At 66.9% G+C, this 12,753-nt stretch carries 12 protein-coding genes; 7 read left to right on the top strand and 5 right to left on the bottom strand.

Annotated features, from left to right (window positions below):
- The first annotated feature begins 18 nt into the window (after positions 1-18).
- From AC2FAN_RS07240 to AC2FAN_RS07215, 6 genes are all read left to right on the top strand, one after another.
- Positions 19-681, top strand: a complete 663-nt coding sequence (locus AC2FAN_RS07240; RefSeq protein WP_485173229.1) for an amino acid ABC transporter permease — start codon at positions 19-21, stop codon at positions 679-681.
- Entirely contained in the window at positions 678-1,328 is a 651-nt protein-coding gene (locus AC2FAN_RS07235) for an amino acid ABC transporter permease (protein ID WP_485173228.1), read from the top strand. The genes AC2FAN_RS07240 and AC2FAN_RS07235 overlap by 4 nt, the downstream gene beginning before the upstream one ends.
- The gene (locus tag AC2FAN_RS07230; RefSeq protein WP_265051541.1) at positions 1,315-2,046 is read left to right on the top strand and encodes an amino acid ABC transporter ATP-binding protein; all 732 of its coding nucleotides are present in this window, start codon (positions 1,315-1,317) and stop codon (positions 2,044-2,046) included. The genes AC2FAN_RS07235 and AC2FAN_RS07230 overlap by 14 nt, the downstream gene beginning before the upstream one ends.
- A 41-nt stretch (positions 2,047-2,087) precedes the next feature.
- Positions 2,088-2,870 (top strand): transporter substrate-binding domain-containing protein, encoded by a 783-nt coding sequence (locus tag AC2FAN_RS07225; protein ID WP_265051542.1) that lies wholly within the window; start codon positions 2,088-2,090, stop codon positions 2,868-2,870.
- Between the two features lie 181 nt (positions 2,871-3,051).
- The gene (locus AC2FAN_RS07220; protein WP_485173227.1) at positions 3,052-4,095 is read left to right on the top strand and encodes a succinylglutamate desuccinylase/aspartoacylase family protein; all 1,044 of its coding nucleotides are present in this window, start codon (positions 3,052-3,054) and stop codon (positions 4,093-4,095) included.
- Positions 4,092-5,036 (top strand): threonine ammonia-lyase, encoded by a 945-nt coding sequence (locus AC2FAN_RS07215; RefSeq protein WP_485173226.1) that lies wholly within the window; start codon positions 4,092-4,094, stop codon positions 5,034-5,036. Before AC2FAN_RS07220 ends, AC2FAN_RS07215 begins: the two co-directional genes overlap by 4 nt.
- 206 nt (positions 5,037-5,242) lie before the next feature.
- On the opposite strand, the gene AC2FAN_RS07210 is transcribed toward AC2FAN_RS07215, so the two are convergent.
- The 5 genes from AC2FAN_RS07210 to AC2FAN_RS07190 all read right to left on the bottom strand — a co-directional run bounded on the left by AC2FAN_RS07210 (position 5,243) and on the right by AC2FAN_RS07190 (position 11,470).
- Positions 5,243-6,532, bottom strand: coding sequence for a four-carbon acid sugar kinase family protein (locus tag AC2FAN_RS07210; RefSeq protein WP_485173225.1), 1,290 nt, complete (start codon positions 6,530-6,532; stop codon positions 5,243-5,245).
- Positions 6,533-6,537: 5 nt separating this feature from the next.
- Complete coding sequence (locus AC2FAN_RS07205; protein WP_485173224.1) at positions 6,538-7,821, bottom strand: ribulose-bisphosphate carboxylase large subunit family protein; 1,284 nt, start codon at positions 7,819-7,821, stop codon at positions 6,538-6,540.
- A gap of 116 nt (positions 7,822-7,937) precedes the next feature.
- On the bottom strand, positions 7,938-8,492 hold the full coding sequence (locus tag AC2FAN_RS07200) for a VOC family protein (protein ID WP_476805203.1): 555 nt from the start codon (positions 8,490-8,492) through the stop codon (positions 7,938-7,940).
- A 20-nt stretch (positions 8,493-8,512) separates the two neighbouring features.
- Positions 8,513-10,360, bottom strand: a complete 1,848-nt coding sequence (locus AC2FAN_RS07195) for a TRAP transporter large permease (RefSeq protein ID WP_476805290.1) — start codon at positions 10,358-10,360, stop codon at positions 8,513-8,515.
- A gap of 93 nt (positions 10,361-10,453) precedes the next feature.
- Positions 10,454-11,470 (bottom strand): TRAP transporter substrate-binding protein, encoded by a 1,017-nt coding sequence (locus tag AC2FAN_RS07190; RefSeq protein WP_476805202.1) that lies wholly within the window; start codon positions 11,468-11,470, stop codon positions 10,454-10,456.
- Between the two features lie 118 nt (positions 11,471-11,588).
- On the opposite strand from AC2FAN_RS07190, the gene AC2FAN_RS07185 reads away from it, so the two are divergent.
- Complete coding sequence (locus AC2FAN_RS07185; RefSeq protein ID WP_476805201.1) at positions 11,589-12,647, top strand: LacI family DNA-binding transcriptional regulator; 1,059 nt, start codon at positions 11,589-11,591, stop codon at positions 12,645-12,647.
- The last annotated feature ends 106 nt before the right edge of the window (positions 12,648-12,753 follow it).

Below are 12,753 nucleotides of genomic sequence, written 5' to 3'. Positions count from 1 at the left end.
CCCGCGAGGCGGCAGGGCATGAAATACGGGCTGCAGTTCCGCGACGTCTTCGCCGCGTGGGAATCGATCCTCGACGGCGTCTGGATCACACTTCTTCTGTCGGCGGCGGCGATGACCGGCGGCCTCGTCATCGGCATCGCCTGCGCGGCGGCCCGCGTCTATGGCCCGGCCTGGCTGCGGCGTGCCGTCGGAACCTATGTCGAGGTCATCCGCAACACGCCGCTGCTGGTGCAGCTCTTCCTGATCTTCTTCGGTCTGCCCAGCTTCGGCCTGCGGCTCGACGGCTTCACCGCCGCGATCATCGCGCTTATCGTCAATCTCGGCGCCTACACCACCGAGATCGTTCGTGCCGGGCTGGAGGCGATCCCGAAGGCGCAAGTCGAGGCCGGCCATTCGCTCGGCCTCTCCGGCCTGCAGGTGTTCCGCTACGTCGTGATGTTCCCGGCGCTGAAGGCGATGTTCCCGGCGCTCGCCAGCCAGTTCGTGCTGCTGATGCTGGCGACCAGCGTCGTCTCGCAAATCTCGGTCGAGGATCTCTTCCACGCCGCCTCTATCGTGCAGTCGCGCACCTTCCGCGATTTCGAGGTCTACACCGTCATCGGCGTGCTCTATCTCGGGCTCGCCTTCGCCTTCCGCGGCCTGTTCGCAGGCATCTATTACTGGGCGTTCGTCAGGCGATGATCCGCGAATTCGGCCTCATCGACGTCATGTACCTGATAGCGGCGGCGCGCTGGACCTTCGCCCTGACCGCGACGGCCTTCATCGGCGCCGCGCTGATCGGCATCGTCCTCGCCATCGCACGCATCCTGCCCGTCGCGCCGCTGCGCTGGCTCGCAGCCGCCTATATCCACATCGTCCAGGGCACGCCGCTGCTGGTCTGGCTCTTCGTCATATTCTTCGGCCTGCCGCTCATCGGCATCTCGGTCAATCCCTGGCTCGCCGCCGCCACCGCCTTCTCGGTCTATGGCAGCGCTTTCCTCGGCGAGATCTGGCGCGGCGCGCTGGTCTCGATCGCCAGGACGCAGTGGGAGGCCGGCGCCTCGCTCGGGCTCTCGCTCCGGGAGCAACTGCGCCACGTCATCGTGCCGCAATCGATCCGCGTCGCCATCCCGCCGACGGTCGGCTTCCTCGTGCAGCTCATCAAGAACACCTCGCTCGCCGCGACGATCGGCTTCGTCGAGCTGACGCGCGAAGGCCAGCTCACGGCCGCCGGCACCTACAAGCCCTTCGCGGTCTACATCACCGTCGCCGCGATCTATTTCGCGATGTGCTTTCCTCTCACGCAATGGAGCCGCTCGATCGAGCGGAAGCTCGATGTCGCTCGTTGAAATCCACGGAATCAACAAGAGTTACGGCGCCGTCCAGGTGCTGAAGGATGTGACGCTCGATGTCGCCAAGGGCGAGATCATCGCCGTGATCGGCCGCTCGGGCTCGGGCAAGAGCACCATGCTCCGCTGCATCAACGGGCTGGAACCGGTGCAGGCCGGCGTGATCCGCGTCGACGGCACGCAGGTCAACGATCCCAACACCAATCTGCGCAAGCTACGCCAGGAGGTCGGCATCGTCTTCCAGAGCTTCAACCTGTTCCCGCATCTCTCGGTCTGCGACAACATCACGCTGGCACCACGCGTCGTGAAGAAGCAGGCGCCGCAGGCCGCCCGCGAGGTGGCGCGCGAGGTGCTCGCCCGCGTCGGCCTGGAAGACAAGCTCGACGCTTATCCCTCCCAGCTCTCCGGCGGCCAGCAGCAGCGCGTCGCCATCGCCCGTTCGCTCGCCATGCGGCCGAAGCTGATGCTGTTCGACGAGGTCACCTCCGCGCTCGATCCGGAGCTGACCGGCGAGGTGCTCAAGGTCCTCGAATCCGTCGCGCAGGAGGGCATGACCATGATCCTGGTGACCCACGAGATGGGCTTCGCCCGCCGCTTCGGCTCGCGCGTCGTCTTCATGCATGAGGGGCGCATCCACGAACAGGGACCGGCGGCCGCCGTGTTGGCCGAGCCGAAGACGCCGGAACTCCAGACCTTCCTCAGCGCTGTCCTGCACTGAGGCGGAACCAAGAACCGACATCAACGAGGGGAGAGAAGACGATGCGTTCACTGTTCGCAGGTTTAGCCGCCCTGGCCGTCGCCGCCTTCGGCGCCGCCGAGGCCAAGGCCGACAAGCTCCAGGACATCCTGTCCAAGGGCGTCGTGCGCATCGGCGTGCCGCTCGACGCGCCGCCCTTCGGCGCCCAGGATGCGGACCGCAAGCCGATCGGCTTCGACATCGAGATGGCGGAGATGGTTGCCAAGGGTCTCGGCGTGAAGCTCGAGATGCAGCAGATCACCGGCGCCAACCGCATCCCGTTCCTGCTGACCGACAAGGTCGACATCGTCATCTCGGTGATGGGCCTGACCCCGGAGCGCGCCAAGCAGATCCAGTTCACCGCGCCCTACGCCAACACCTTCCTGGCGGTCTACGGCGCCAAGAATTCGACGGTGAGCAGCCCGGAGACGATCGGCTCCGCCCGCGTCGCCGCCGCCAAGGGCACGACGCAGGAGCTCGCCATCTCGGCCTCCGCGCCGAAGGCCAGCCTGATGCGCACCGAGGACGATGCGACGGCCGCTGCCGCCTACATCACCGGTCAGGCCGATCTGCTCGCCACCAACTCGATCGTGGCGCAGGCGCTCGCCAAGCAGAACCCGAACAAGGAGTTCGAGCGCAAATTCGTCATCCGCCGCAGCCCGGCCCATATGGGCGTGCAGATGGACCAGCATAACCTGGTGCGCTGGCTCGACGGCTTCATCTTCTTCAACGCGATGAACGGCGAGCTCGACCGGCTCCACCGGAAGTATCTGGACATTCCGATGGACCCGCTGCCGACGCTGTAGTCGAGCCGACATCCGTCATTCTCGGGCGAAGCGTAGCGAAGACCCGAGAATTTCCTGACCAGAAGGCGCTGGTCGGCGCCTCACTCGGCCGGAGATGCTCGGGGTTAGCCCGAGCATGACGGCTTGTCTCGTGCCTCTCCTTCCTGGGGAGGCTTCCAAGCCACGTCTCATCGAGCCCGCCATGACCAGTTCCTCGCGCCCCAAGCCCGCCCCGCGCCCGTCCAGCGCCTTCCTCACCGTCGATCTCGACCGGGAGGGCAAGCAAGCCGGCTTCCTCATGATCCCGCATTCGCCGCATGACGATGCCTGGGGCGTGACGCGCGTGCCCATCGCCGTGATCAAGAACGGCACCGGCCCGACCGTGATCATGGAAGGCGGCAACCATGGCGACGAATACGAGGGGCCGATCACGATCTGCGACCTGATCCGCGATCTCGATCCCGGACGTGTCCAGGGCCGCCTTATCCTGATGCCGGCGAACAATGTCCATGCCGTCGTCGCCGGTCAGCGCACCTCGCCGGTCGACGGGCTGAACTTCAACCGCACCTTCCCCGGCGATCCGCGCGGCACCATCACCCAGCAGATCTCGGCCTTCGTCAACGACCACATCCTGCCGATCGGCGACGCCTTCCTCGACCTGCATTCCGGGGGCTCCTCGCTCGACATCATCCCGAGCGCCATCGTCGAGCCGACCGACGATCCCGCCCTGCACAAGCGCAATGTCGCCGCAGTCCAGGCCTTCGACGCGCCGATGATCGTCGTCATCAGCAATCTCGGCGAGCCGCGTACCGCGACCGCCGCCGCCTGCCGGGCCGGGCTCGTCACTGTCGGCACCGAGATGGCCGGCGGCGGTACGGTCTCGCTCGACGCGCTCCAGGTCTGCCGGCGCGGTGTGGCCAATGTGCTGGATCATCTCGGCGTCGTCGTTCGCGAAAAGCCCGAGCCGAAGCGCGGCGATGGCCAGATCCTCGAACTGCCCGGCATCTCGGCTTACGTCTATGCGACGGCGGACGGCATCTTCGAGCCCTTCCACGCCAACGGCGCCAAGGTCAGCGCCGGCGAGCCGGCCGGCCGCATCCATTGCACCTGGGACCCGACGCGCCCGCCCGAGACGCTGCATTACGCCGCCGACGGCATCCTCTACGGCCGGCGCCAGTCGGGGCGGGTGAAGCCGGGCAATTGCTGCCTCATCGTCGCGGCGCCCTATCGCGGAACCCTGTCATGATCGCGCTCGACGACATTCGCGCCGCCCGCCAGCGGATCGCGCCGCATATCCGCCGCACCCCGACGCTGCCCTATGCCAAGACGCGCGGCTCGGATTTCGGCGGCGAGGTCACGCTGAAGCTCGAACTGCTGCAGGCGGCCGGCTCCTTCAAGGCGCGCGGCGCGATGAACCGCCTGCTGACCCTGTCGAAGGACGAACTGGCACGCGGCGTCGTCACGGCGTCGGGCGGCAATCACGGCCTCGCCATCGCCCGCTCGGCCCATGTGCTCGGCGTGCCCGCGACCATCTTCCTGCCGTCCAATGCCGCGCCAGACAAGATCGCCAAGCTGCGCGACTGGGGCGCGGACGTCCATATCGTCGGCGACATCTGGGACGACGCCAATACGGCCGCGCTCGCCCATGCCGCCAAGACCGGCGCGACCTATGCCCATCCCTTCAGCGATCCGGTCGTCGTGGCGGGGCAGGGTACGCTCGGCCTCGATATCCTCGACGACATGCCTGATGTCGACGTCGTCCTCGTCGCCATCGGCGGCGGCGGATTGATCACCGGCCTCTCGACGGCGGTGAAGGCGCTGCGGCCGCAGACGCGGATCATCGGCATCGAGCCGGTGGGATCGCCGACCCTGCATGCCTGCCTCGCCGCCGGCCGCCTCGTCGCGCTCGACAAGCTGGAGACCCGCGTCGCCACCATGTCCTGCCGCCAGACCGATCAGGCGATCTATGAGACAGTGGCCCGCAATGTCGACGAGATCGTGCTGGTGACCGATGCCGAGATGGAGCAGGCGGCGAAGTCGCTTTGGTTCGAATTCGGCATCGCGGCAGATTTGTCGGGCGCGGCGGCGCTGGCGGCGCTCCAGTCCGGGCGAGTCGCGCTCACCGCCGGAACGAAGGTCTGCGCACTCGTCTGCGGCGCCGGCACCGATGGCTGCCTGCCGGGTTAGGTTGCGTTGAATTTGCACGAAGCCACGGCGTCATTCCGGGGCAGGCCGCAGGCCTGAGCCCGGAACCCAGAACAGATACCGTCATGAATTCAAGCGCTGGCCCGACTGTGCCTTTTCGTGAAAACGGCATCGATTCTGGGTTCCGGGCTCTTCGCTGACGCGAAGCCCCGGAATGACGGCGCAGTTCCGAGGGAAATCAGCTCGCTTCAGCCGACTTCCGCGCGTGCCTCGTCGTTGAAGAAGCCGGGCGGACCCATCTGCCCACCCTTCAGCACGATCTCGAGTCCATCGAGGCGCGGATCGTCGGAATGAGCACGGCAGAGCGGCGCGCCGGGAACGCACGGCCCGCGATAGGACAAGCCCCATATCGGCAGTGATCGGATCGCCATGGTCGAGGTATCGCCGCCCGCGACGATGAGCCGGCCGAGATCGGCCGCGGCGATGATCGCCGAGAGCAATGCCCCAGTTGCTTTGGCAACCGCGCCGGCTGCGGTCGGAGCACCCGCGGGCTGTTCCGTCACCAACATCACGTCGCGCTTAGCTAGTTTTGACAGGGCGGCTGCACGCAACTCCGCAGCATAGCTCTCGTCCGATAGCAGCCGCCCGGCATCGACGGGCAGCATCGCATAGCCTCTTGCGGCTTCGACCTGCGCGCGCGTCACTGGTGACAGGCTGCCGACGAGGGCGAGGGCCGGGCCGCTGCTGCGATGGATCGCACCAGCGGCCGGCGCTGTTGTCGATGATCCTGCATAAGCCGCCGCGAAGGCGCGCGCGACCGAGCTGGCTCCCACCGCGAGCATCGGACCATTCCCCAGCGAGGACGCAAGCAACCCACCGATCGCCGCGAGATCGGCTTCGGTCGCGACATCGAACAGAACGGCCGGCTTTCCATCCGGACATGCGTGGGCCAGAGTGGCCGAGCCGCCGGCATTGGCGCGGTAATCGACGAGGCCGATATCTTCGAGCCCCTGCGCGGCGAGGTGCCGGCGCAGATCGGCTTCCGCCATCGGTGTCACCGGATGGCGGCTCATGGTCGGATGCCGGTCGATGCGGTGGATCGTGCCGTCGCCGCCCGCCGCGAACAGGTTCCCGAACAGGCAATAGCGCCCGAGATTGGGCTGGCCGCCGAGGATCGGCACCAGCGGGTTCGGAAAGATCGGCTTCAGGGCCGTAACCGCCGCGCCGATGCTGCCGACGTCAGGCGCGCTGTCGAAGGTGGAGCAGCATTTGTAATGCATCAGCCCGACGCCGAGCCCGGCGAAGAAGCGCCCGATCTGCGTCAGTTCCGCCGTGATCGCTTTCGGCGCCATGGCCCGGCTCGCCCCGGCGATGCCGATCGCATCGAGCGGGCCGGCAGCGGTTAGTTGCGCCTCATTCGGCTGCCGTAGGAAAAGCAGGGCGCGAAAGCCGCGCTCGGCCAGCGTCGCCAGCGTATCGGTCGAGCCGGTGAAATCGTCGCCGTACCAGCCGTAGAGAGGCGTCTGCGTCGCACTCACGGCCGCTAGCCTGCCTTGCCGCCGAAGGTGTCGAGCGCCTGCTGCAATTCCGGATGCGCGCGCGCCGCCTCCGTGACGGGCGTGCCTTCCGCCACGGCGGTCCAGGCCTGCCGGATACTGGCGACGCCGGCCTTCGGCCCGCCGGGATGGGCGAGGATGCCGCCGCCGGCCATGAACAGCAGGTCGTCATGGCCGATCGCATCCCAGGTCGGTTGCGCCGTACCCGCCCATTGGCCCGAGGAGAAGGCCGGCATCACCCGGTCGTCGGCGCCATCGGTCAGTGGCGTCACGCAATCCCGGGCGGAGGTCACGACCTCCTCGTCCTCCTGCGCGAATTTACCCTGCAGGCCGTGGACATGCATGTGATCGACACCGGCCAACCGCCACAGCACTTGATAGGCCTGGAAGCCGATGCCGAGCAGCGGATGGCGCGAGAAGGCTCCGTAGCCGTTGCGGTGCCCGTGCAATGCGAGGTCAGTCGAGCGGCGTAAGGTTTCGACGCCTGAGAAGCCGCACCAGTTCAGACTCGCCATCACGCAGGAACCGCCCTCGCGCGCGACGAGGTCGGCATGACGGCGCATCGCATCGGTCTCGTCGGTGATGTTGAAGGCGACCATGACATGCTTGCCGGTCCGGTCCTGATGCCGGCGCACCGCCGCCATCACGGCGGGAATGCGCTCGGCAAGGGGCGCATGCACCGGGTCGGCGGAAATCTCGTCGTCCTTGATGAAGTCGAGCCCGGCCTCGCACAGGCTGGCGACGAGTTCGGCCGTTTGCGCGGTGCTCAGGCCGACATTCGGCTTGATGATCGAGCCGACGAGCGGGCCTGTCGCGGCTCCGGTCAGCCGGCGCGTGCCGGCGATGCCTTGTGTAGGTAGCGGAAAGCGCTGGCGGTAGGACCAAGGCAACGAAATGCTTTCGAGCCGGAGCCCCGTGACCTCGCCGAGATCATAGAGATTGCCGGCGACGACGGCGGCCAATGTCGCCAGATTGGCGCCGACATTGTCGACCGGGAAGGAAATGGTGACCCGCGCGCGCCGCCACGGCCCGCCGACGCCTTTGCGGGTGAGCCAGGCATTGGGCAGGCTGGGCTCTGCCGCGGATTCCAGCTCCTCGATCCGCGTGACGGTGGCGCGCGCCCGCTCGCGCAACTCGTCGGTCTCGCCGGCAACGCGGGCGAAGGTGCCGCAGGACTGCTCGCCCGCCATCACCTCCGCGACCTCTGTCGGGTCGAGCGGGGTCTCGATGAGGTAGGTGGCTTCGAAGCGGTTGTCGGTCATCGGACGCATCCAGGCCGTTCATAAGGCGTCATTCTCGGGCTCGACCCGAGAATCTCATGACCAGAGGGCGCTGGTTTCCGAGATGCTCGGGTCAAGCCCGAGCATGACGCAATGCAATTGCGGACTCACGCCGCAGCAGCGGCGAGCTTGCTCAGATCCGGGAAGGGCCGGACCGGCTCCTTGCCGTCCCAGGTCTCGGAGGCCTCGCGGATCAGCCGGAACATCTCGCCCTTGGGGCCGGCGACCTCCGACAATTCGATTACGGTGCCGGGATGGTAATGCGTGTCGAAATAGACGAAGCGCCCGCGCTCGCCGACCTCGCCTGACATCACCGGCTTGAAGCCCTCGGCAACAAGCCGTTCCAGATCGGCGTCGTAGTCCGAGGTCCAGTAGGCGACATGCTGCAGGCCGGTCAGCCCCGCATCCGTGAAGTCCTTGTACATGGACGGCACGGCGTTGCGGCACTGGATCAATTCGATCTGGAGCGGGCCGGAATTGGCCAGTGCCACCGAGTTGTGCGGCTCGTAGGTCTCGCCCTTGTAGCGGTAGTTTTTGATCGGGACCTTCGGGTTGTAGAAGAACGGCCCGACGCCCAGCACGCGGCTCCAATAGTCCATGGCCGCCTCGATGTCGGGGACGACATAGCCGGCCTGACGGATCTGGCCAAAGAAGCGGCTCATGGGCGTTGCTTTCTCAAATATCAGGTTCGGAGGAAGCCGATGGAGATCCACGGCACGGCAGCCACGACGAGAAGGCCGATGAGCAGGGCCAGGATGTAGCCCCAGATGTATTTCAGGCCCTCGTCGGGATTGATCTTGCTGATCGCGCAGGCGCCGTAATAGCCGACGCCGAAGGGCGGGGCGAAAAGCCCGATGCCCATCGCGAAGATCACGACCATCGAATAATGCACCTCGTGCACGCCGACCTGCTTGGCGATCGGGAAGACCAGGGGCCCGAACAGCACGATCGCCGGGATGCCCTCGAGCACACTGCCGAGGATGGTGAAGGCGACGATCGAGACGCCGAGGAAGCCCCAGCTTCCGCCGGGCACGGCCGCCATCACCTGCGCGAGGTCGCGCGAGAAGCCGGATTGCGTCAGTCCCCAGGCCATGGCGGTGGCGCAGCCGATGATGAAGATGATCGCGCCGGTCAGCGAAGCCGTCTCGACCAGCATGCGCGGCAGGCGGCGCCAGTCGAACTGGCGGTAGAGCAGGATGCCGGCCAGCACCGCATAGGCGATGCCGATGGTCGAGACCTCCGTGGCGGTGGCGACGCCCTCGACCACCGCGGCGCGGATGACGAAGGGGAGCGCGATGGCCGGGGCCGCGATCAGGGCGAGCTTGGCGATCTCGCGGCGGGAGAAGCGCGTGACGTTGCTGAGGTCCTCGCCGCGGCAGCGCCACCAGACGACGAAGCAGAGCGCCGCGCCCAGCACCACCGCCGGCAGCATGCCGCCGGTGAACAGCGCCGCGATCGAGACGCCGGTCACCGAGCCGATGGTGATCAACACGATCGAGGGCGGGATCGTCTCGGTCTGCGCGCCGGTCGCCGAGAGCAGGGCGACGAGATCGCCGGGCTTGGCGCCGCGCTTCTTCATCTCGGGGAACAGCACCGGGGCGATGGCCGCCATGTCGGCGATCTTCGAGCCGGAAATGCCGGAGACCAGATACATCGCGCCGACCAGCACATAGGACAGGCCGCCGCGGACATGGCCGAGCAGGCTCGCCAGGAACTGGATCATCGCCTTGGCCATGCCCGTCATCTCGATGAGAGCGCCGAGGAAGATGAAGAGCGGCACGGCGAGCAGGATCAGGTGGCTCATGCCCTCGTCGAGGCGGCCGACCATGACGAGCATCGGCGTCGAGGTGGTGCAGGCGAGGTAGCCGAAGGTCGCGAGCGCGAAGGAGAAGGCGATCGGCACGCCCGAGAAGACGTTGAGCGCGACGACGCCGACGAAGAAGACGATCAGGTTGAGCTTGCCGAGAGGCTTCAGCGCCGGCCCGGCAAGCCAGAACAGCAGCACGAGCAGCGCGGTCAGGCCGATCGCGAGCAGCGCCGGCTTCAGCGAGGAAAAGCGCAGCAGCCGGCAGCCCGCCGCGATCAGCATCAGCCCGACGCCGACCGGGATCGCCGCCGCCCGCCAGGCATTGCTGATCTCCAGCGCCGGGGTGACGATGAAGTTCTCCTCCTCGGCATATTCGATCGCATGCGGGATGATCAGCAGCAGGAAGGCGATCGAGGCGGTGATCGCGACCGCCTCCAGCAGCGCCCGCGTCTGCGGCGAGACGCGGCTGACGAGGCCGGTCATGCGCATATGCTCGCCGCGCCTGAGCGCCACGACCGCGCCGAGCATCGAGAGCCATAGGAACAGGATCGAGGCGAGCTCGTCCGACCAGACCAGCGGCGCGTGGAAGACGTAGCGCGCCGTCACGCCCGCCCCAAGGATGATGATCTCGACCAGCACCAGCACCGCCGCCACCGCCTCGACCAGCCCGCCCAGCGTGCGGTCGAAATGGCCGGCGAAGCGGCCGAGCCCGGTCGCGGGCATGGCGGCAGCAGCGGGAAGGGTCGCGCTGTGAACATCCATCGGGGCGTTTCCTGTCTTATGCGTTTGGGCGCCTTATAGGCCTGCCCGCACGCCTCAGGCCAGCTTGCCGACGGCGTCTTCGAGCAGGCTCCAGGCGTCCTTGCCGAAACGCTCCTGCCACTCCTTGTAGAAGCCCGCGTCGCGCAGCTTGGCGCGGAAGGAATCCGGGTCTGTCTTGTTGAAGGCGAGGCCCTTCGACTGGAGATCGGCCTGCACGGTTTCGTTGAGTTTCTTGATGTCGCCGCGCTGGGCGACGCCGGCATCGTTGATCGCGCCGGCGACGATCGTCTGGATGTCGGCCGGCAGGCCGCGCCAGGCGCGCCCATTGGCGATGAACCAGAAACCGTCCCAGATATGGTTGGAGATGGCGCAGCTCTTCTGCACCTCGTAGAGCTTGGCGACCTGGATGATCGGCAGCGGGTTCTCCTGCGCGTCGACGACCTTGGTCTGCAGCGCCGAATAGACCTCGGAGAACTGCAGGCTGGCCGGAGCGGCGTCGAGCGCCTTGAACATCGAGATCGAGAGCGGGCTCACCGGCACGCGGATCTTCAGGCCGGCCATTTCCTTGGCTGATTCGATCGCCTTGCCCGAGGTGGTCATCTGGCGGAAGCCGTTGTCCCACATCTTCTCGAAGGCAAAGAGGTTCACCTTGGAGATGGCCTCGCGGACATGGGCGCCGAGCTTGCCGTCCATCGCCTTCCAGACCTGGTCGTAATCGGCGAAGGCGAAGCCGACGGCATTGATCGCCGCGACCGGCACCAGCGTCGCGATCACCAGCGCCGAGGGCGTGAAGAAGGTGATGCCGCCATTGCGCACCTGGCTGAGCATGTCGGTGTCGCCGCCGAGCTGGTTGTTCGGGAAGATCTTGATCTCGACGCGCCCGTTGGTCTCCTTCGCCACGCGCTCGGCAGCCTCCTGGGCGCGGATGTTGAGCGGATGGCTGAGCGGCAGGTTGTTGCCGTATTTCAGCTCGATCTCGGCGGCGCGCGCGATATGCGGCATGGCGATGAGCGAGGCGGCGGGGGCGGCGGCGAGCGTGCGCAGCACCGTGCGGCGCGTGAAATTCGTCATGATGGTCCTCCCGGTATCGCTGATGCGATTTGATTGATTGAGGTCTTCTTGCCTCAAGAGTAGAAAACAGGAATGATGGTCGTCAAACTCAATTCTTGATGCTTTTTGATGTAATCTCATGGATGATTTGAAGACGGCAGACGGGCTGCAACGTCGCCGGATGGCGCGCATCGCCGATGTGGCGGCGCTCTCGGGTGCCTCGACGGCGACGGTCGACAGGGTGCTCAACCAGCGTCCCGGCGTGCGCGCCGCCACGGTCCAGCGCGTGCTCAAGGCGGCGAGCGATCTCGGCTACGTGCTCGATCCCGGCCTGCCGGCGCAGGCGCTGACGCCGATGCGGCTCGCTTTCCTGCTCCCGGCCGGCAGCAACCGTTTCCTCGCCATGCTCGGACGCCACATCGCCGGCGCGCAGGACCAACTCGCTTCCTTCAACATGCGCGCCCGTGTCGAGTTCATCGAGAGCTTCAAGCCGGAGCTGCTGGCCCAGCAGCTCCGACAGGTCGGCCGTGACGTCGATGGCATCGCCTTCATGGCACTGGAGCACCCGGCCGTGCGCGAAGCGGTCAACGGCCTGGCGGAGCGCGGCGTACCGGCTGTGACCCTGATCTCCGACGTCGCCAATTCGCGCCGCGCCGCCTATGTCGGGCTCGACAACCGCTCGACCGGGCGCACCGCCGGCTCTCTCGTCGCCCGCTTCATCGGGCGGCGTCCGGCCAAGGTCGCGATGATCGCGGGCAGCCTGAGCTACCGCGCCCATGAGGAGCGCGAGATGGGTTTCCTGCATCTCTTCGAGGAGCTGTTTCCGCAGATCGAGGTTGTCGGGCTGCGTGAGGGTCTCGACGACGAAGGGCGCAATTATCGGCAGGCCAAGGCCTTGCTGGCCCGGCACCCGGACCTTGCTGGCATCTACAATATCGGCGGTGGGCCGGAGGGGATTGCCCGCGCGCTGAAGGAGGTCGGGCGCCAGCAGGAGGTCGTCTTCGTCGGCCATGGCCTGACTCCGGAAACCCGCGCGCTCCTACTCGACGGCACGATGGACGCCGTCATCACCCAGCATCCGCATGCGGCGCTGATGAGCTGCATCGCGATCTTCGCCAATCTGCGCGCCGGCCGCCCCGCTGGCGAAGGCACCGCAGCGCCCAGCATCGAGATTATCCTGCGCGAGAACCTGCCGTGAGAGCCAGAGCAATCGCTTCGGATTGCAGTCTCGCCGCTTTGATCTTGAGCAAGTCCGGACCCACTCCCACGCGTCATTCCGGACAAGCCGCGAAGCGGCGCCGATC

Source organism: Allobosea sp. RIT-PG3_2, assembly GCF_057321085.1.
The sequence above is the reverse complement of the archived record's forward strand: the minus strand, read 5'-3'. Positions and strand labels throughout refer to the sequence as shown.

Excerpts from the sequence above, each read along its gene's own strand:
- AC2FAN_RS07185 (WP_476805201.1), top strand. The coding sequence starts at position 11,589 with ATGGATGATTTGAAGACGGCAGACGGGCTGCAACGTCGCCGGATGGCG.
- AC2FAN_RS07235 (WP_485173228.1), top strand. The coding sequence starts at position 678 with ATGATCCGCGAATTCGGCCTCATCGACGTCATGTACCTGATAGCGGCG.
- AC2FAN_RS07215 (WP_485173226.1), top strand. The coding sequence starts at position 4,092 with ATGATCGCGCTCGACGACATTCGCGCCGCCCGCCAGCGGATCGCGCCG.
- AC2FAN_RS07190 (WP_476805202.1), bottom strand. The coding sequence starts at position 11,470 with ATGACGAATTTCACGCGCCGCACGGTGCTGCGCACGCTCGCCGCCGCC.
- AC2FAN_RS07225 (WP_265051542.1), top strand. The coding sequence starts at position 2,088 with ATGCGTTCACTGTTCGCAGGTTTAGCCGCCCTGGCCGTCGCCGCCTTC.
- AC2FAN_RS07240 (WP_485173229.1), top strand. The coding sequence starts at position 19 with ATGAAATACGGGCTGCAGTTCCGCGACGTCTTCGCCGCGTGGGAATCG.
- AC2FAN_RS07220 (WP_485173227.1), top strand. The coding sequence starts at position 3,052 with ATGACCAGTTCCTCGCGCCCCAAGCCCGCCCCGCGCCCGTCCAGCGCC.
- AC2FAN_RS07230 (WP_265051541.1), top strand. The coding sequence starts at position 1,315 with ATGTCGCTCGTTGAAATCCACGGAATCAACAAGAGTTACGGCGCCGTC.
- AC2FAN_RS07205 (WP_485173224.1), bottom strand. The coding sequence starts at position 7,821 with ATGCGTCCGATGACCGACAACCGCTTCGAAGCCACCTACCTCATCGAG.
- AC2FAN_RS07195 (WP_476805290.1), bottom strand. The coding sequence starts at position 10,360 with ATGCCCGCGACCGGGCTCGGCCGCTTCGCCGGCCATTTCGACCGCACG.
- AC2FAN_RS07200 (WP_476805203.1), bottom strand. The coding sequence starts at position 8,492 with ATGAGCCGCTTCTTTGGCCAGATCCGTCAGGCCGGCTATGTCGTCCCC.